12 protein-coding genes and 1 tRNA gene are annotated in these 18,942 nt (G+C 70.1%); 6 read left to right on the plus strand and 7 right to left on the minus strand.

Annotated features, from left to right (window positions below; translation table 11 throughout):
- The first annotated feature begins 55 nt into the window (after positions 1-55).
- Both HHX37_RS22955 and HHX37_RS22960 read left to right on the plus strand, forming a co-directional pair.
- A complete protein-coding gene (locus HHX37_RS22955) occupies positions 56-1,891 on the plus strand; it encodes an ABC-F family ATP-binding cassette domain-containing protein (protein WP_182886712.1) in 1,836 nt (611 codons plus the stop codon).
- Between the two features lie 471 nt (positions 1,892-2,362).
- Positions 2,363-3,895 (plus strand): trypsin-like serine peptidase, encoded by a 1,533-nt coding sequence (locus HHX37_RS22960; RefSeq protein WP_182886713.1) that lies wholly within the window; start codon positions 2,363-2,365, stop codon positions 3,893-3,895.
- Between the two features lie 492 nt (positions 3,896-4,387).
- Here HHX37_RS22960 and HHX37_RS36985 read toward each other — a convergent pair whose 3' ends face one another.
- The 3 genes from HHX37_RS36985 to HHX37_RS22975 form a co-directional block, all read right to left on the minus strand.
- A complete protein-coding gene (locus HHX37_RS36985; RefSeq protein WP_259406664.1) occupies positions 4,388-5,905 on the minus strand; it encodes a trypsin-like serine peptidase in 1,518 nt (505 codons plus the stop codon).
- A gap of 528 nt (positions 5,906-6,433) precedes the next feature.
- The gene (locus tag HHX37_RS36990; RefSeq protein ID WP_259406665.1) at positions 6,434-8,083 is read right to left on the minus strand and encodes a trypsin-like serine peptidase; all 1,650 of its coding nucleotides are present in this window, start codon (positions 8,081-8,083) and stop codon (positions 6,434-6,436) included.
- Between the two features lie 325 nt (positions 8,084-8,408).
- A complete protein-coding gene (locus HHX37_RS22975) occupies positions 8,409-8,945 on the minus strand; it encodes a MarR family winged helix-turn-helix transcriptional regulator (RefSeq protein WP_182883299.1) in 537 nt (178 codons plus the stop codon).
- 83 nt (positions 8,946-9,028) lie between these two features.
- Between HHX37_RS22975 and HHX37_RS22980 the strand changes: the two genes are divergently transcribed.
- Together HHX37_RS22980 and HHX37_RS37860 are read left to right on the plus strand one after the other, a co-directional pair.
- Positions 9,029-9,787 (plus strand): trans-aconitate 2-methyltransferase, encoded by a 759-nt coding sequence (locus HHX37_RS22980; protein WP_182883300.1) that lies wholly within the window; start codon positions 9,029-9,031, stop codon positions 9,785-9,787.
- Between the two features lie 109 nt (positions 9,788-9,896).
- Positions 9,897-11,357, plus strand: a complete 1,461-nt coding sequence (locus tag HHX37_RS37860) for a CYTH and CHAD domain-containing protein (RefSeq protein ID WP_182883301.1) — start codon at positions 9,897-9,899, stop codon at positions 11,355-11,357.
- Positions 11,358-11,369: 12 nt separating this feature from the next.
- On the opposite strand, the gene HHX37_RS22990 is transcribed toward HHX37_RS37860, so the two are convergent.
- The 4 genes from HHX37_RS22990 to HHX37_RS23005 all read right to left on the minus strand — a co-directional run bounded on the left by HHX37_RS22990 (position 11,370) and on the right by HHX37_RS23005 (position 16,630).
- The gene (locus HHX37_RS22990) at positions 11,370-12,239 is read right to left on the minus strand and encodes an NUDIX hydrolase (RefSeq protein ID WP_182886714.1); all 870 of its coding nucleotides are present in this window, start codon (positions 12,237-12,239) and stop codon (positions 11,370-11,372) included.
- 29 nt (positions 12,240-12,268) lie between these two features.
- Positions 12,269-14,365: an RNA degradosome polyphosphate kinase gene (locus HHX37_RS22995; protein WP_182883303.1), complete on the minus strand. Its 2,097-nt coding sequence runs from the start codon at positions 14,363-14,365 to the stop codon at positions 12,269-12,271.
- 125 nt (positions 14,366-14,490) lie between these two features.
- Positions 14,491-15,468 carry a TetR/AcrR family transcriptional regulator gene (locus HHX37_RS23000; RefSeq protein ID WP_220499771.1) on the minus strand — a complete coding sequence of 326 codons (978 nt, stop codon included), beginning with the start codon at positions 15,466-15,468 and terminating at the stop codon, positions 14,491-14,493.
- Between the two features lie 223 nt (positions 15,469-15,691).
- A complete protein-coding gene (locus HHX37_RS23005; protein WP_182886715.1) occupies positions 15,692-16,630 on the minus strand; it encodes an acyl-CoA desaturase in 939 nt (312 codons plus the stop codon).
- A 438-nt stretch (positions 16,631-17,068) separates the two neighbouring features.
- Between HHX37_RS23005 and HHX37_RS23010 the strand changes: the two genes are divergently transcribed.
- Positions 17,069-17,142: transfer RNA gene (locus HHX37_RS23010), tRNA-Gln, on the plus strand.
- Positions 17,143-17,309: 167 nt separating this feature from the next.
- Positions 17,310-18,785: a bifunctional UDP-N-acetylglucosamine diphosphorylase/glucosamine-1-phosphate N-acetyltransferase GlmU gene (glmU, locus tag HHX37_RS23015; protein ID WP_182883306.1), complete on the plus strand. Its 1,476-nt coding sequence runs from the start codon at positions 17,310-17,312 to the stop codon at positions 18,783-18,785.
- Positions 18,786-18,942 lie beyond the last annotated feature (157 nt).

The raw sequence follows: 18,942 nt of genomic DNA on the forward strand, positions 1-18,942 counted from the left end.
CCGCATGCTCGCCGAATAGGTTCGAGGGTCGCGGGGCGGATAGGCTTGTCGGACGATGAACCTGGTCAATCTGGAGTCGGTCTCCCACGCCTTCGGTCTCAAGCCCCTGCTGGCCGATGTCTCCCTCGGCATCGAGCAGGGCGACCGGATCGGCGTCGTGGGCCGCAACGGCGGTGGCAAGACCACGCTCATCTCCATCATCTCCGGCACGCTGCGCCCCGACAGCGGGCGCGTGACGCACACGCGCAACCTGCGGGTGGGCATGCTCTCCCAGCGCGACGAGTTCGACCCGGACATGCCGGTGAAGGACATCGTCCTGGCCGGGCGGGCCGAGCACGAATGGGCCGGCGACGCGGCGATCAGGGAGATCCTCGCCCGGCTGCTCGGTGACGTCGACCTGGCGTCCCCGGCCGGCGCCCTGTCCGGCGGCGAACGCCGCCGTACCGCACTGGCCAGGCTGCTGATCGGCGAGCACGACCTGATCGTCCTCGACGAGCCGACGAACCACCTGGACATCGAGGCCATCGCCTGGCTGGCCGGGCACCTGTCCCGGCGCAGGTCGGCGTTGCTGGTCGTCACGCACGACCGGTGGTTCCTCGACGCGGTGGCCACCCGGACCTGGGAGGTCGTGGACGGCACGGTCGAGCGGTACGAGGGCGGCTACGCCGCCTACGTCCTGGCCAAGGCCGAGCGCGCCCGGCTCGCCCAGGCGGCCGAGGAGCGCAGGCAGAACCTCATGCGCAAGGAGATCGCCTGGCTGCGGCGCGGCCCGCCGGCGCGTACGTCCAAGCCGAAGTTCCGGATCAACGCCGCCGAGGCGCTGATCGCGAACGAGCCGCCGGCGCGTGAGACGGTCGAGCTGCTCAACTTCGCCTCGGCGCGGCTGGGCAAGACGGTCTTCGACCTGGAGGACGTGACGCTCCACGCCGGCGGCCCCGGCGCCGGGCCGCTCGTGCTCGACCACAGCACGTACCAGTTCGGCCCGGGTGACCGGATCGGGCTGATCGGAGTCAACGGCTCGGGCAAGTCGTCGGTGCTGCGCCTGTTGTCGGGCACGGTCACCGAGGACAGCGGCCGGGTCGTGCGGGGCAGGACCGTACGGCTCGCGCACCTGTCGCAGGAGCTGCACGATCTCGATCCGTCGCGGCGGGTGCTGGAGACGGTCGAGGAGGTGCGCAAGTACGTCCAGGTAGGCAAGAAGGAATGGTCGGCCTCTCAGCTGCTCGAACGCCTCGGCTTCCGGGGCGAGGCGCAGTGGAAGGTCGTCGGCGACCTGTCCGGCGGTGAGCGGCGGCGGCTCCAGCTCCTTCGGCTGATCATGGACGAGCCGAACGTGCTCCTGCTCGACGAGCCGACCAACGACCTCGACATCGAGACCCTCACCGAGCTGGAGGACCTGCTCGACGGCTGGGCCGGCACGCTGGTCGTGGTGAGCCACGACCGCTACTTCCTGGAGCGGGTGGCCGACCGCTGTGTGGCCCTGCTCGGGGACGGCAGGCTCTCCATGCTCCCCGGTGGCGTGGACGAATACCTGGAGCGCCGGGCCTCGGGAACCGCGCTGTCCGCCCGCGCCGCGGCGTCGTCGGCCGCTCCGGCCGCCGTACCGGCGGAGCAGAGGCAGGGCGGGGACGGGCAGGGCGCGGACCAGGCGGCCACGGCCGGGCTGTCGGCCAAGGAACTGCGGGAGCTGCGCAAGGAGCTCAACCGGCTGGAGCGGCAGCTCGACAAGCTCGGCGAGCGGGAGGCGGCGCTGCACGCCGACATGGCCGGGGCCGCCGGCGACTTCACCCGCCTGGCCGCTCTCGACGCGGACCTTCGCGAGGTCGGCGCGCAGAAGGAGACGGTCGAGCTCGAGTGGATGGAGCTCGCCGAACGCCTCGAAGGCCAGTGACCCCGGTCTCTGCGGCTGCGCGCCCAGGGCCACGGAGACCGGCCGCAGGGCTCACATCTCCATCAGGACGCGGGACAAGGCGGCGCGTGGCCCGGGAGGGCCGCGCGCCGCTGCCTTGTGACGGTCCTTGTGACGGTCACCGCCGCGCCGTGTACGGTCCGTGTACGGTCCGCGGGGCCACTCGGACGTATTCACGACGGGTATGGGTTCCACCCCTGGGATGTGACCTTCGTCACATCACGTCCTGACCCACTGGCTGACAGCCATCCCGTCAGGTCCCACATGATCAGCGCAAACACAGCTGACATTCAGGAACCGCGCTGACAGGGCGCCACGTATGTCGCGCTTGCCGGCTAATTGCGCTGCAGGATTACCACTTTTTCCCTCCTTTCTTCGTATAACTTTCTCCTCGTTCCTTCACTGACGCATGGGGCGCAAGTGACGCCTCACGACAGACCAGGGAGATTTTCCATGAAGCGCACGCTTGCTCTGGGTGGCATGGCGGCCGGTCTGCTGGCCACCGCCGTTGTCGCCTCCCCGGCCGCTCACGCCGGGAACGATGTCGCCGCCGACTCGCTGGCCAAGACCAACCTTGCCGCCCAGCAGGTCGCGGCGTTCTGGTACGGCGAGAACGCGGCCAACCTGATCAACGCCACGCCGTACGGCGTGGAGACCAAGGTCGTCGCCAAGCACGTCTCCAAGGGCGGGCCGGCGGCCGACAGCAAGCCCGGCGTGGTGCCGGCGATCGGCGACGAGAAGAAGTCGGCCGCGAAGTCGAAGAACGTGAACCTGCCCAAGACCACGGGCAAGGTGTTCTTCATCGGCGGCGACGGCAAGCCGCACTGGTGCACCGCGACCTCGGTGCAGTCGGCGTACCACAACCTGGTCGGCACGGCCGGGCACTGCGTGTACGACACCGAGTCGAACAAGGCCACCCTCGACAAGTGGGTGTTCGTCCCGGGTTACTACCAGGGCAAGACCCCGTGGGGCATCTACGTCGGTAAGACCGCCTACACGCACTACGACTACGACGTGTACGAGGACGGCGACCGCGACTACGCGTTCGTCACCGTGTACAACGGCGTCAAGGTCGACCGTGCTCACCTGTCCGGCGCGCACAGCGACGCGGGCAAGGACTGGGGCACCTTCGAGACCCCCATGGACGCGCAGAAGAAGGTCAAGGACCTCCAGGACGCCAAGGCGTCCGGTGCGTCCGACCTGAAGATCACCCCCGTCGTCGACTGGGCGCACAAGGTGGTCCTGGGCACCCCCGGTTCGCAGAAGGTCGCGGCCAGCGTCGCCCAGCTCGCGGTCATCCCGTCCACGATCCCCACCGCTCGGACCACCCTGGAGAACTGGGCCAAGGGCCACATCGGCTCGTCCACGTTCACCGACAACACGTGGGGTTCCGTGGTCACCCAGACCGTCGGGTGGGCCAACACCGGCTGGAACTCGAACGACGCCACGAAGCAGACGACCTACGTCTTCTCCCAGAACAACAAGAAGTACAAGGCCACCTTCTGGGGCAACTTCGACACCGACTACAAGGTCACCGGCAAGGTGCTCTGGATCGGCCTGTCGGACGTCGGCCGCCTGGGTGACAACGTCGGTGGTCAGGGTCTGGCCTACAACCAGAAGATCGGCCAGCCGGTCTTCGTGTTCGGCTACCCGAGCGGGTCGCACCCGGACGGCAACTACGCCTTCTCCGGCCACACGCTCAAGTGGACGTACGGCAAGACCTTCGCCGCGACCGCTTCGGCGATCAAGGCCGAGGAGCTGCAGGGCGTCCGGTCCTCCTTCACCGGTGAGGGCTCGCTCGGCTCGGCGTGGCTGCTCAAGTACAACAACAGCCGCCGTCTCGGCTACCTGAACGGCGTGACCATCGGCGTCTCCGACACCGACAGCAACGACCGCTACGACACCTCCGTCTCCCCGTACTTCGACGGCGAGACCTACGGCGTCTACAAGGCCGCTGCCAGCAAGTGGTCCGGCAAGATCGTCTGATCTGCCCAAGACTGATCGAGAAGGGGCCCGGCATCCAGCCGGGCCCTTTTTCCGTTCCCACAGCACCCCTGCTCACAGGTCCCCACGGTCATGGGCGCTGGTCCACAGCGACGGTGGCCACGGGAGGTGTGGTCAGAGGGCTGTGGGTCGGTCAGGCCTACGGACCTGCAGGGCTCCCGCCACGCTCGGGGCGTCCTGCTCCATGTTCATCGTCGGTCATCGTCGCCGACGGGTGCTTGCTCGCCGGCCCGCCGCGCCGCCCGCTGTCGGCCCGGCAGGACACGCGGCGCATCAGCAGCACATCGGCAGCACATCGGCAGCACACGGCAGCGCAGCATCGGCAGGGTAGGGGCCGGTGCGGCCTCCGCGCCTCTTCAGCCGTGGAGAGATTCGCCGGAGCGGCCGGTTGTGGCGGAGGGGCTGTCCGGGTGACCGGGACGACGGAAAAGGGCCCGGCATGAAGCCGGGCCCTTCTCGTCAGGCGTACGGAGATCAGACGATCTTGCCGGACCACACGTTGGCGGCCGCCTTGTAGACGCCGTAGGTCTCGCCGTCGAAGTACGGGGAGACGGAGGTGTCGTAACGGTCGTTGCCGTCGGTGTCGGAGACGCCGATGGTCACGCCGTTCAGGTAGCCGAGACGACGGCCGTTGTTGTACTTGAGCAGCCAGGACGAGCCGAGCGCGCCCTCACCGGTGAAGGAGGACTTGACGCCCTGCAGCTCCTCGGCCTTGATCGCCGGAGCGGTCGCGGCGAAGGTCTTGCCGTAGCTCCACTTGAGGGTCTTGCCGGAGAAGGCGTGGTTGCCGTCCGGGTGCGACCCGCTCGGGTAGCCGAACACGAAGACCGGCTGGCCGATCTTCTGGTTGTAGGCCAGACCCTGACCACCGACGTTGTCGCCGAGGCGGCCGACGTCCTTCAGGCCGACCGACGCCGTCTTGCCGGTGACCTTGTAGTCGACGTCGAAGTTGCCCCAGAAGGTGGCCTGGTACTTCTTGCCGTCCTTCTCGAAGGTGTAGACGGTCTGCTTCGTGGCGTCGCTGGAGTTCCAGCCGAGGCGGTAGTAGTGGTGCCTCCGGGCCTCCTTGACCACGGCGCCCCACGTCTTGTCGTCGTAGGTGGACTCGCCGATGTGGCCCTTGGCCCAGTTCTCCAGGGTCGCGCGAGCCGAGTCGTTGGTCTTCGGGTCCACCGCGATCTGGGCGACGCTGGCCGCGACCTTCTTCGAGCCCGGGGTGCCCAGGGCCACCTTGTGGGCGTAGTCCACGACGGACTCGACCTTGAGGCCGGAGTAGCCCGAGTGCGCCTTCAGCTTGCGCAGGGCCCAGGCAGCCTGGCCGTAGGTCTCGTACGCGGCCGACTCGTACTTCTTGCCGTCGGAGGTGACCGTCGGGAGCACGCCGTTGTACACGGTGACGAACGCGTAGTCGCGGTCGCCGTCCTCGTACACGTCGTAGTCGTAGTGCGTGTAGGCGGTCTTACCGACGTAGATGCCCCACGGGGTCTTGCCCTGGTAGTAACCCGGGACGAACACCCAGCGGTCGAGCGTGGCCTTGTTCGACTGCGTGTCGTACACGCAGTGACCGGCCGTGGCGACCAGGTTGTGGTACTTCGACTGGACCGAGGTGGCCGAGCACCAGTGCGGCTTGTGGTCGGCGCCGATGAAGAACACCTTGCCCGTGGTCTTGGGCAGGTTCACGTTCTTCGACTTGGACGTCGACTTCTTCTCGTCGCCGATCGCCGGCACGACGCCGGGCTTGCTGTCCGCGGACGGCCCGCCCTTGGACACGTGCTTCGCGGAGACCTTGGTCTCCACGCCGTACGGCTTGGCGTTGACGAGGTTGGCCTTGTTCTCGCCGTACCAGAACGCCGCGATCTGCTTGGCCGCCAGGTTGCTGCTGGCCAGCGTGTCGTGCGAGATGTCGTTCCCGGCGTGGGCGGCCGGGGAGGCGACAACGGCGGTGGCCAGCAGACCGGCCGCCATGCCACCGAGGGTGAGGGTGCGCTTCAAGAGGGTTCTCCCTTGGTCTGTCGTGGGGCGCCACCTGCGCCCCATGCGTCAGTAAAGGACTGATAAGCAAAGTTATAAGAGAAATGAGGAGGATCAACGGCCTTTGGGTGAGCGCACAGTCGCACTCCGTGATGTTGAGCCTCGGAGTGCCCTCGGACCGTTTCTGAGAATTTGCTGTGTTTCACCTGTTGGGGGCGTGAATCTTCGGCCGCGCCCGGCGTCGCTCGCAAGATCCATAAGGTGCTCTCAATGTGACCTAAATCACATCAAAGAGATGAAACCAGAAAGCATAGTGATCACGTCTGAGTTGCCCGTCGCGGTGGTGCCGGGGGTCTGGACGTGACTCGGACCGTCCCGGAGGGGATGGGCGGCGCCGCTGAGTTGCGACGAGCCCCGAGGGGGTGTCCGCACGGGGGGAAGGGCGCGTGCGGCCGCCAGGGGCGAGCACAGAGCAGCGGCGAGCAGCCCGAAACACGAAAAAAGGGCCCGGCTGGATGCCGGGCCCTTTCGGGATCAGTCTGGGACAGATCAGACGATCTTGCCGGACCAGTTGCCGGCCGCGGCCTTGTAGACGCCGTAGGTCTCGCCGTCGAAGTACGGGGAGACGCTGGTGTCGATCCGGTCGTTCTTGTCGGTGTCGGCGAGGCCGATGGTCACACCGTTCAGGTAACCGAGGCGACGGGCGCTCTTGTACTGCAGCAGCCAGGACGAACCGATGGCGCCCTCACCCGTGAAGGAGGACTTGACGCCGACCAGCTCCTCGCCCTTGACCGCGGCGGCCGAGGCGGCGAAGGTCTTGCCGTAGCTCCACTTGAGGGTCGCACCCGAGAAGGCGTTGTTGCCGTCGGGGTGGTATCCGCTCGGGTAGCCGAAGACGAAGACCGAGCTGCCGATCTTCTGGTTGTAGGCCAGGCCCTGACCGCCCACGTTGTCGCCCAGGCGGCCGACGTCCTTCAGAACGATCAGCGGGCCGTGACCGCCGCCGCGCAGGCTCTTCACGTAGAAGGTCCGCTTGAAGTAGCGGTACTCCCGGTGCCCGGGCCAGGTGGGGCTGGGCGTCGCGGACGGGGAGGCCGAGGGCGTCGCGCTGGGCGAGGCGCTCGGCGACGGGCTCGGCGAGGGGGACTGGTGGTGGCCCTGGCCGAAGCCGGGCACGTCGCGGTCGCCGTACTGGCCGTGGCCGTGGTGGTCGTCACCGTGGTGGTCGTCACGACCGCGCACTTCCTTGCGGAAGTACAGGGTCTTGCCGTCCTCGCTGATGTACCAGTCACGCCGGCTGTCGTACTCGCGGCCGCTGATGTCCTTGGTCACGACGCTCGTGCCCTGGGCCCAGGGGCCGTTGCCCGTGAGGTCCTTGCCCTTGTTCTTGGCCTGGAACTCGCGGACGCTGATCTGGCGGACCAGGGTGCGGTCGTCGTGCCCGCGCCCACGGTGGTCGTCACGTCCGTAGCGGTCGTCACGCCCGTGGTGGTCGTCACGGCCGTGGTGGTCGTCGCGCCCGTGGTGGTCGTCACGGCCGTGGTGGTCGTCACGCCCGTAGCTGTCCGTGACCACGGTGGGCAGCACGCCGTTGTACACGGTGACGAACGCGTAGTCGCGGTCGCCGTCCTCGTACACGTCGTAGTCGTAGTGCGTGTAGGCCGTCTTGCCGACGTAGATGCCCCACGGGGTCTTGCCCTGGTAGTAACCCGGGACGAACACCCAGCGGTCCAGCGTGGCCCGGTTCGACTCGGTGTCGTACACGCAGTGCCCGGCCGTGGCGACCAGGTTGTGGTACGACGACTGCACCGAGGTCGCGGTGCACCAGTGCGGCCTGTGGTCGGCGCCGATGAAGAACACCTTGCCCGTGGTCTTGGGCAGGTTCACGTTCTTCGACTTGGACGTCGACTTCTTCTCGTCGCCGATCGCCGGCACGACGCCGGGCTTGCTGTCCGCGGACGGCCCGCCCTTGGACACGTGCTTGGCGACGACCTTGGTCTCCACGCCGTACGGCGTGGCGTTGATCAGGTTCGCCTTGTTCTCGCCGTACCAGAACGCCGCGACTTCCTTGGCGGCAAGGTTGGTCCCGGCGAGGGTGGCGGAGCGATGGTCGGAGCCGGCATGAGCGGCGGGGGCGGCGATAGCGGCGGAGGCCAGCAGGCCGGCCGCGACGCCACCGAGAGCGAGCGTGCGCTTCAAGAGAAACTCCCTGGTCTGTCGTGAGGCGTCACCTGCGCCCCAAGCGTCAGTAAAGGAACGAAATGGAAAGGTATCTGAGAGAATGCTGGGAAAGGGGGTATTTCACGTGACCAGATTGCGGACCCCCCGGCGTCGAGCCGGTGTCCGAAGGGCTCTGGCGTGGTCGTTTCCGCTGATCATGACGGGTGGATCCGGTCGCTGATCACGCTCGGTGATGGACCGGTCCAGTAATCGATGTGACGAACATCACACTCGGTGATGAAACCGGTGATCGCCGAAGACCCGTCCGAGATTGCCGTGTCGGCGCCCAGAGGGGCGGTGCCGCCTACCGGAGCCCGTTGTCGAGCGCGTCGGACGGGGCGTCGAAGGGCACGAGGAGCGTGCGCAGCAGCCGGGCGAGAGCCTGCTGCTCGTGCTGGTCGAGGCCGGCCAGTAGTTCGCGTTCCCGTCGCAGCAGGTCGGCGAAGGCGGCGTCCACCCGGTCCATGCCGGCGCGGGTGAGCCGCACCAGCACGCCGCGCCGGTCCTCGGGATCGGGGCGCCGGGTGACCAGTCCGGCGGCGGCGAGCCGGTCGATGCGGTTCGTCATGGTGCCCGACGTCACCAGGGTGGCGCGCAGTAGTGCGCCCGGGCTCAGCTCGTACGGCTCGCCGGAGCGGCGCAGCGCCGTCAGCACGTCGAACTCCCACGACTCGATGTCGTGGGAGGCGAAGGCGGCCCGACGCTCACGCTCAAGATGCCGGCTCAGGCGGGAGACCCGGCTGAGCACCTCAAGCGGTGTCACGTCCAGGTCCGGGCGCTCCTGCTTCCAGGCCGCGACCAGCCGGTCCACCTCGTCCTCGGCGGGCCTCGAGAAGGTCATGGGCCGAGTCTAGCTTTTCTTGACATCGAGATATCTCACGCGATATCGAGTTATCTTGACATCAAGATAATCGGGAGGTGGGTATGCCTGCGGACATCTGGGACCCGGAGGTCTACGAGCGTTACGCGGCCGAACGCGGAAGGCCCTTTCACGAGCTCGTCAGCCGGGTGGGCGCCCGGTCGCCCGAGTACGTCGTCGACCTCGGCTGCGGCACCGGGGAGCTCACCGCGACGCTCCTCGCCCGCTGGCCCGGCGCCCGGGTCCACGGCGTGGACGCCTCACCCGCCATGATCGCCAAAGCGCCACCGGGCCCCGATTTCGAGGTGGCCGACGTACGCGACTGGCGTCCGTCGCGGCCGGTCGACGTGATCGTCTCGAACGCGCTCCTGCAGTGGCTCCCCGAGCGCCGCGACCTGCTGGCCCGGTGGAGGGGCTGGCTCGCCGAGGACGGGTGGCTCGCCTTCCAGATGCCCGGCAACTTCGACGCGCCGAGCCACGCCGTCGTGCGCGAGCTGTGCCGTACGACCTGGCGGGCGGAGCTGGGCGACGTGCCGCGCGGCGCGACGGTGGGGGATCCCGAGGAGTACGTGGACCTGCTCGCCGGTCTCGGCCTCACGGTGGACGCCTGGGAGACCACCTATGTCCACGTCCTGCCGGGGGAGGACCCGGTGCTGAACTGGATCAAGGGCACGGCGCTGCGGCCGATGCTCGACCGGCTGCCGCCCGAGCGGCACGCCGCCTTCCTCGCCGACTGCGCGCGCGCCCTGCGGGAGGCCTACCCTCCCCGCCCGTACGGCACCCCCTTCCCTTTCCGCCGCATCTTCGCCGTCGCCCGCTCATGAGGCCACACCCGAGCGATCCGGAGTGAGCGCCCCGACGAGCGAAGCGGGCAAAGCTGTTCATTTTGGCGTGGCACTATGACGGCCCGACCGGGAGGCACTTGGGGGAACGGTGGCGCTTGAGATCGAGGACAAGTTCGACGTCCAGGACGACTTCACCCTGCCCGACCTGGGCGGAGTGCCGGGGTGCGCGCGGGTGGCGGAGCCGCTGTCACACCGCCTGACCGCGGTCTACTTCGACACCGCCGACCTGCGCCTGGCCGCCCGGGGCGTCACGCTGCGGCGCCGGCGCGGCGGGGACGACGAGGGCTGGCACCTCAAGCTGCCCAAGGCCGCGGGCGCCCGCGAGGAGATCACCCGGCCGCTCACGCGCAGCGCGAAGACCGTCCCCGCCGAGCTGGCGAGCCTCGTCCTCGCGTACACACGGGGCGCCCCGCTGGCGCCGGTGGCCCAGCTGGAGACCCGCCGTTCCATCGCGCTGCTGCTCGGTCCCGGGGACGCGCCACTGGTGGAGGTCGCCGACGACCGGGTCAAGGGCACCGTCCTCGGCGACGAGCCGGTGGTGCGGCGCTGGCGGGAGGTCGAGGCCGAGATCAAGGAGGGCGACCGCGAGATCCTCAAGAAGGTGGGCAAGCGGCTGCGCGGGGCGGGCGCCGTCCCCGCCGCCGGCGGGAGCAAGCTCGCCCGGGTCCTCGGCGACCGCCTGCCCGCGCCGCGCCCGGCCACCCGGCCCGAGCCGGGCTCCGTCGGCGAGGTCGTCGTCGGCTACCTCCGCGCCCAGGTCGCCGCGCTCGCCGCCCAGGACCCGCGCGTACGGCTCGCCGGGGAGGACGCCGTGCACCAGGCCAGGGTGGCCTGCCGCCGGCTGCGCAGCGCGCTCAAGGCGTTCAAGCGGATCGTCGTGGAGACCGAATCCGTGCAGGAGGAGCTGAAGTGGCTCGGCGAGGTGCTGGGCGAGGCCCGTGACCTGGAGGTCATCCGGGCGCGCTTCGCCGCCCGCCTCGACGCGCTCGACCCCCGGCTCGTCACCGGCGAGGCGCGCCGCAGGCTGGGCGACGACCTGCTCGCCAGGGAACACGAGGCGTACGACCGCATCCGGGCCGCGCTCGGCGGCGAGCGTTACTTCGCGCTGCTCGACGCCCTCGACGCGCTGGCGGCCGACCCGCCGCTGACGGCGGCGGCGGGCAAGGACGCGGGCAAGGCGCTGCGGAAGATCGTGGACAGGAACTGGCGGCGGGTGGCCGACGCCTACGACGCGGCCCTCCGGGCGGAGGAGGGCGAGGAGCGCGAGACGGCCATGCACGAGGTGCGCAAGGCCGCCAAGCGCGCCCGCTATACGGCGGAGGCGGCCGGCCTGTCCGGGCCGGCCAAACGGGCCAAGGAGGTGCAGAAGGTGCTCGGCCGCCACCAGGACGGCGTGGTCGCCCAGGACACGCTCCTGGAGGAGGCGGGCCGGGCGAGGGAGGCCGGGGAGGACACCTTCACCTACGGCGTGCTCGCGGGCGTCGAGAGCGCCGAGGCGGCCCGCGCCCACGAGGAGTTCCCCGCCGTCTGGGCCTCCGTCACCGGGTGATCCGCCGGTCGGTCAGGTGACGTAGCGCTCCAGCGTGACCGCCCGGCCGGCCGCGTGGTGGAGGACGGCGAAGCCGCCCTTGGCGAGGGCGAGGTCGGCGGACCGCGTGCGGTGCAGCGCCTCGCCCGCCGTGCCCAGCAGCGCGGGCAGCACCTTGCCGTGGCTGCACAGCACCGCCGCATCCGCCGCGGCGAGCGAATCGCGCACCAGCCGTTCCGCCTCCCGGGGGTCGTAGCCGCTCTCCGACAGCGCCTTCTCCCCGCGCACCTCCAGGCCGTGCCGTTCCGCGTACGGCCCGATCGTCTGCGTGCAGCGCCTGCTGTGCGAGCTCACGAGCCGCTCCGGCCGGTACGCCCCGAGCACCGTGGCCAGGATCTCGGCCTGGGCGAGACCGCGCTCGTCCAGCGGGCGGTGGTCGTCGTCGCCCTTCCACTCCTGCCGGGAGCCCGCCAGAGCGTGCCGCAGGAAGATCAACGGGGTGGTCGTGAGGGGCGCGGCGCCGACGGCCCGCAGCAGGCGCCTGTCCCAGCCGTAGGTGAGGCGCCGCGCCGCCTCCTCGATCGGCAGCCAGACGACCTCGTCGACCTCCTCGCCGTCGCCGCCCGCAGCCCGCCCGTCGCCGGGATCGCGGGCGAGCCAGTAGTCCACCCGCTTGAGCCGGCCGTCCTTCAGATAGTGCACGGGCGGGAGCGCGCGGCCGAGCACGACCCGGAGGCCGGTCTCCTCCCGCACCTCGCGCAGCGCCGCGGCGATCACGTGCTCGCCGTGCCTGAGCTTGCCCTTGGGCAGGCTCCAGTCGTCGTACGCCGGCCGGTGGACGAGCGCGATCTCCGGATCGGCCTCCTCGCCCCGCCACACGACCGCGCCGGCCGCTCTGATCACGCGGGCCTCCCTGAGCACACCGGTCGTCGTCACTCGGCACCGTCGTCCACGGTCCGCCAGCGGCGGCTCGCGATCAGGTGGTGCTGGAGGTCGGTCTCGCCCCGGTGGCGCAGCCACTTGCCGTCGGAGTGCAGCGTCCAGGCGGTGGCGTTGTCCTCGAACGCCAGGTCGAGCAGGTGGGCGAGGTACCTCCGGTGCTCCGGGCTGCTGACCTTGACCAGCGCCTCGACCCGCCGGTCCAGGTTGCGGCGCATCAGGTCGGCGCTGCCGATCCAGATCTCCGGCCGCCGTCCTCCGCCGAACTCGAACACGCGGGAGTGTTCGAGGAACCGGCCGAGCACGCTGCGTACGCGGATGGTCTCCGACAACCCCGGCACACCCGGCCGGAGCGTGCAGATGCCGCGGACCCACAGGTCCACCGGCACGCCCGCCTGCGAGGCGCGGTACAACGCGTCGATGACCGGCTCGTCCACCATCGAGTTCGTCTTGATCCGGATGCGGGCCGTGCGGCCGGCCGCGCGATGGGCGATCTCCTGCTCGATCCGGTCGAGCAGGCCCTGGCGCAGCGAGTCCGGCGCGACCAGCAGCCTGCGGTAGTCGGACTGGTGGGAGTAGCCGGTCAGGTGGATGAACAGGTCGGTCACGTCCTCGCCGACCTGCGGGTCGGCGGTGAGCAGGCCGAAGTCCTCGTACTGCCGGGCCGTCTTCGGGTTGTAGTTCCCGGTGCCGATGTGGCAGTAGCGCCGCAGTTCGCCGCCCGCCTCCTGGCGGACCACCATGGCGAGCTTGCAGTGCGTCTTGAGGCCGAGCACGCCGTAGACCACGTGGCACCCGGCCGTCTCCAGCTTGCGGGCCCAGGAGATGTTCGCGTGCTCGTCGAACCGCGCCTTGATCTCCACCACGACCACGACCTGCTTGCCCGCCTCGGCCGCGTCGATCAGGGCGTCCACGATGGGCGAGTCGCCACTGGTGCGGTAGAGCGTCTGCTTGATGGCCAGCACGTCCGGGTCGGCCGCCGCGTCCTCCACGAACCGCTGCACGCTCGTCGCGAACGAGTCGTACGGGTGGTGCACCAGGATGTCGTGCTCGCGCAGGGTCGCGAAGAGGTCGTCCGCGATGCTCACCGCCTCCGCCGGCACGAACGGCCGGTAGCTGAGCTCGGGGCGGTCGAGATCGGCGATGGCGTGCAGCCCGGTGAGGTCCAGCGGGCCGGGCAGCCGGTAGATCTCGTGGTCGCCCACCCCCAGCTCGTCGACCAGCAGGTCGAGCACCTCGGGGGTGATGGTGTCCTCGACCTCCAGCCGCACCGGCGGCCCGAACCTGCGCCGCAGGAGCTCGCGCTCCAGCGCCTTCATCAGGTTCTCCGTGACGTCCTCGTCGATCTCCAGGTCCTCGTTCCTGGTGACCCGGAAGACGTGGTGCTGCACCACCTGCATGCCCTTGAACAGCTCGCCCAGATGCGCCGCGATCACGTCCTCCAGCGGGACGAAACGGTCCTTCGACGCGTTCACGAAGCGGGGAAGCTGTGAGGGCACCTTCACCCGCGCGAACACCGTGTGGCCCGTCACCGGGTTGCGCACGGTGACCGCCAGGTTCAGCGAGAGCCCCGAGATGTACGGGAACGGGTGGGCGGGGTCGACGGCCAGCGGCGTCAGGACCGGCCGGATCCGCTCGCGGAAGAGCTTGCGCAGCGCCGTCCGCTCCTCCCTCGCGAGGTCGTCCCAGCGGACGATCGCGATGCCCTGCTCGGCCAGCTCCGGGCAGATCCGGTCGTGGAAGACCGCCGCGTGCCTGCGGGCGAGGTCGTCGGCGACCGACGCGATCCGGGTCAGCGCCTCGCTCGGCTTGAGCCCGCCCGGCGTCCGCAGCAGCAGCCCGGTCGCCATCCGCCGTTTCAGCCCGGCCACCCGTACGCGGAAGAACTCGTCCAGGTTGCTCGCGAAGATGGCGAGGAACCGCACCCGTTCGAGCAGCGGCACCGCGGGGTCCTCCGCGAGCTCCAGGACCCGTTCGTTGAACTGGAGCCAGCTCTCCTCACGATTGAGGAACCGGTCGTGCGGCAGCGGGGCGGGCACGGGGAGGTCGGCCTCCTCCGGCTCAGGCGAGGGGGAGCTTTGGGCGGACATATAACGAAATATGCCCCACTACGTTGAACAGAACGTTAACTTCGCAGCAACGAAACCGTCAGGCCGGTTCACCCCCGCCGGCCATGTCACCGGCCGTCCCGCCGGTCGTCTCGCGGGGGCGCCCCTCAGATCTCCCCGGGCTGCTGCCGTTCGAGGCTCCGGCCCCGCTCGCGCTGCTCGCGTTCCTTGGCCTTCTCCAGCTCGCGCTGGCGGCGTTCGAGCTCCTTGGCGCGTTCGCGCTGCTCGCGTTCGCGGGCCTTCTCCTGCTCGCGGCGGAGCTTCTCCTGCTCCTTGAGCTGCCGTTCGAGCTCCCTGGACCGCTCGCGCTGCTCGCGCTCCTTGGCCTTCTCCAGCTCGCGCTGGCGGCGTTCGAGCTGCCTGGCGCGTTCGCGCTGCTCGCGTTCGCGGGCCTTCTCCTGTTCGCGGCGGAGCTTCTCCTGCTCCTTCACCTCGCGCTCGGTGGGCCGCGGCGTACGGGTCTCGGCGGCGGGGGTGAGGATCATCCCGCGGGTCGCGCCGGTGAGCCCGGGGTTGGCGTCGAGGCCCTTCAGGCCGTTCCAGGACAGGTTCACCAGGTGGGCGGCGACCTCCTCGCGGGCGGGCCTGCGCACGTCGAGCCACCACTGGCCGGTGAGGGCGGTCATCCCCACGAGCATCTGCGCGTACATCGGCGCGAGCTTGGGGTCGTAGCCGCGTTCCCTGAACTCGTCCGCGAGCACGTCCTCGACCTGGCTCGCGATGTCGCTGATCAGGCTGGCGAAGGTGCCCGTCCCCGACGCGGCGTGGGAGTCGCGGACCAGGATGCGGAAGCCCTCGCTGCTCTCCTCGATGTACTGCAGGAGGGCGAGCGCGGCGCGCTCCAGCTTGACGCGGGCGTGCGAGGCGGAGAGCGCCTGGGTGACCAGGCTCAGCAGGCGCTGCATCTCCCGGTCGATCACGACGGCGTAGATGCCCTCCTTGCCGCCGAAGTGCTCGTACACCACGGGCTTGGAGACCTTTGCGCTGGCCGCGATCTCCTCGACCGACGTGCCGTCGAAGCCCTTGTCCGCGAACAGGGCCCGGCCGACCTGGATCAGCTGCTCGCGCCGCTCCGCGCCGGTCATGCGTCTTCGCGTTCGGGAGGACTCGGTCACAGGTTCCATGATGGCGGTTGCCCCGGCCGGAACCCGGCCCGGGACGGATAAGGGGAGCGGCGCCGGTGCGGCCGCCACCGGTGCGGCCGCCATCGTGGCGGACGTCACCGGAACGGACGTCATGGGAGAGGTGGTGGGAGACAGGGCCGCCGCCTGTGCGAAAGCGGCCCCGCCATCCGCGCCGACGGGAACGTCAGGCAATGCGCTTCGCCGCCAGCCGCTCCGGTGTCGGCCAGCGCACGTCGCGGGCCCAGCCGGCCTTCTCGAACCAGCGGATGAGGCCGGCGCTCAGGTCGATCTGGCCCTTCAGCGCGCCGTGCCGGGCGCAGGTGGGGTCCGAGTGGTGCAGGTTGTGCCACGACTCGCCGAACGAGGGAATCGCCAGCCACCACACGTTGCGGGACTTGTCACGCGACTCGAAGACCTCCTCGCCGAAGACGTGGCAGATGGAGTTGATCGACCAGGTGACGTGGTGCAGCAGGCCGATCCGGATGACCGTGCCCCAGAAGAACGCGGTCACCGCGCCCTGCCAGGACCAGCTGATCAGGCCGCCCAGGATCGCCGGGAGCAGCAGGGAGGTGATCGCCAGGGCCGGGAAGGCCCGGTGCAGCTTCATCACGTCCGGGTCCTTCATCAGGTCCGGGGCGTACTTGGCGCGGTTGACCCGCTCGGACTCGAACAGCCAGCCGATGTGGGCGTACAGCAGGCCCTTGCACATGGACTTGAAGCCGGGGCCGAAGCGCCACGGCGAGTGCGGGTCGCCCTCCTTGTCGGAGAACTTGTGGTGCTTGCGGTGGGCGGCCACCCAGTCGAGCACGGACATCTCCAGCGAGAGGCTGCCGGCGATGCCGAGGGCGATCTTCAGCGGCCGGTTCGGCTTGAACGATCCGTGCGTGAAGTAGCGGTGGTATCCGACGGTGACGCCCAGGCCGGACACGATGTAGAACACCGCGGCGATCACGACGTCCGTCCAGCCCAGGCCCCAGCCCCAGGCGAACGGCACCGCGGCGAAGACCGCCAGGATCGGCGCGCCGACGACGATCGCGAAGACAACCAAGTCGGCCTTGCTCTTGTCCTGCGGTTCGAAGTCCGGCTTCGGCTGTGGTGCGGCGCGGTCGGTGACGACGGTCATGGGCTACCTCACGGGTGTTGGGAAGATTGTCTGGCTACGCGACCGTAACTTACGCCATCGTAAGTTAGGAACCCCTAAGAGCGAATGTGTGGAAGGTGACGCGCGGGGCCACATCTGGTGGCGAATCCACGTCTTGCACCAACTCTCGGCAATCTGGTAAAGCCCGATGCCCCACCTCAGAGGCTCGTCGCCGGCCGCGCGAGGTCTACGACGCCCTGCCCGAAATGTGGCTTAGATAACATCCCGAGGCCCGCTGTCGGGTGGTCCGGCTCCGGTCGCGGACCACGGGTCCGGGCAGGGGGTCGGCTGGAGGGGTCGGGCGGGGTGAGCCGGGCCGATGGGCGTCGCTTTTTGGGGGCGCGCGCGAGGGGTCGGCTCTGTATCCTGAGGTCGGATTCCGGCGCCTGTTGGAATCGGACAAACGGGGCTTTGGCCCATTCCCGGGTCGTCTAGGGGCAAGACTACAGATTTTGGTTCTGTCAACGGAGGTTCGAATCCTCCCCCGGGAGCCAGCCCGTCCGTTCGCCGTGCGCTCCGGGGGGCCTGGTTCCCACTCGGGGGACGGCAGGTAAGCTCACCTTGTCGAGCGGGTGACCGTGCGGTTCCGGGGTAGTGGACGCATGGAAGCCGCGCCACGTTTCGTGTGTAGTAAGCCGCGACGCCGAGGGAGCCTCAGTCCGTGAGTGTGCCGCGCCCGGCAGCCGTGATCGTCCTCGCCGCCGGCGAGGGCACCCGGATGAAGTCGAAAACCCCCAAGGTCCTCCACGAAGTCTGCGGCCGTGCGCTCGTGGACCACATGCTCGCCGCCGCCCGCGGCCTCGCCCCCGAACGGCTGGTCGTCGTCATCGGCCACGCGCGCGAACAGGTCGGTCCCCACCTGGCGGAGACCGCGCCGGACGCCCGCACGGTCGTGCAGGAGAAGCGGAACGGCACCGGCCACGCCGTGCGCACCGCGCTGGAGGCCGAGGGCCCGATCGAGGGCACCATCCTGGTGACGTACGGCGACACGCCGCTGCTGCGCGCCGAGACCCTGGCGGCGCTGCTGGAGCGGCACGCCGCCGACGGCAACGCCGTCACCGTGCTGACCGCCGTGGTCCCCGACCCCACCGGCTACGGCCGCATCGTGCGCGACGGGAGCGGCGCGGTGCTGGAGATCGTCGAGGAGAAGGACGCGTCCCCCGAGCAGCGCGCGATCAGCGAGATGAACTCGGGCGTGTACGCCTTCGACGGCGCGCTGCTGGCCGACGGCCTGCGCCGGATCGGCGCCGCCAACGCCCAGGGCGAGGAGTATCTGACCGACGTGCTGGCCATCCTCCGCGAGGACGGCCACCGGGTCGGCGCCCACGTCGCCGCCGACCACGCGGAGGTCGAGGGCGTCAACGACCGCGTCCAGCTCGCCTTCGTGCGGCGGGTGCTCAACGACCGCATCCTGGAGGCGCACATGCGCGCCGGGGTCACCGTCGTCGACCCGGCCGGCACGTGGGTGGACGCCGGTGTCGTCATGGAGCCCGACGTCGTGATCCATCCCGGCACCCAGCTCAGGGGCGCCACGAGGATCGGGGCGGGGGCCGAGGTGGGGCCGGGCAGCACGCTGACCGACACCGTCGTCGGCGAGGAGGCCGTCGTGCGCAACACCGTGGCCGACGGTGCGGAGATCGGCGCCGGCGCCACCGTGGGCCCGTTCGCCTACCTGCGCCCCGGCACCGTGCTCGGGCGGGGCGGCAAGATCGGCGCGTACGTCGAGACCAAGAACGCGCGGATCGGCGAGGGCTCCAAGGTCCCGCACCTCACGTACGTCGGCGACGCGACGATCGGCACCGGCTCGAACATCGGCGCCGCCTGCGTCTTCGTCAACTACGACGGCGTGGGCAAGCACCACACCGTGGTGGGCGACCACGTCCGCGTGGGCAGCGACAACATGCTCGTGGCACCGGTCACGATCGGCGACGGCGCCTACACCGCCGCCGGCTCGGTGATCACGTCCGACGTGCCGCCCGGGGCGATGGCGGTCGCCCGCGGCAGGCAGCGCAACATCGAGGGCTGGGTGGCGCGCCGCAGGGGCGGCACCCCGTCCGACGAGGCGGCCCGGCGGGCGCTGGCCGCCCCGGAGAGCGGCGCGCCCGAGCAGGACGGCGGGGACACCGCCGCGCGGTAAGGACCACCCACGGCACGCGCCCCAGCGTGCCGCGCGGGGACAGGAAGAGTACGAGGCGCGGTTGCCCGACCGCGTAGCGCCGAAGGGCCAGGCCAGGAGGACACCGTGACCGACCACATCGACGGGGCGAAGGGGTTCGCGGGCCCCGGGCGAGGCG

The organism is Microbispora sp. H10885 (assembly GCF_014161415.1).
GTDB classification, from domain to species: domain Bacteria; phylum Actinomycetota; class Actinomycetes; order Streptosporangiales; family Streptosporangiaceae; genus Microbispora; species Microbispora triticiradicis.

Bases quoted from the DNA above. Each gene is read 5' to 3' on its own strand.
- HHX37_RS22955 (WP_182886712.1), top strand. From the start codon at position 56: ATGAACCTGGTCAATCTGGAGTCGGTCTCCCACGCCTTCGGTCTCAAG.
- HHX37_RS22960 (WP_182886713.1), top strand. From the start codon at position 2,363: ATGAAGCGCACGCTTGCTCTGGGTGGCATGGCGGCCGGTCTGCTGGCC.
- HHX37_RS22975 (WP_182883299.1), bottom strand. From the start codon at position 8,945: ATGACCTTCTCGAGGCCCGCCGAGGACGAGGTGGACCGGCTGGTCGCG.
- HHX37_RS22980 (WP_182883300.1), top strand. From the start codon at position 9,029: ATGCCTGCGGACATCTGGGACCCGGAGGTCTACGAGCGTTACGCGGCC.
- HHX37_RS22995 (WP_182883303.1), bottom strand. From the start codon at position 14,365: ATGTCCGCCCAAAGCTCCCCCTCGCCTGAGCCGGAGGAGGCCGACCTC.
- HHX37_RS23000 (WP_220499771.1), bottom strand. From the start codon at position 15,468: ATGACCGGCGCGGAGCGGCGCGAGCAGCTGATCCAGGTCGGCCGGGCC.
- HHX37_RS23005 (WP_182886715.1), bottom strand. From the start codon at position 16,630: ATGACCGTCGTCACCGACCGCGCCGCACCACAGCCGAAGCCGGACTTC.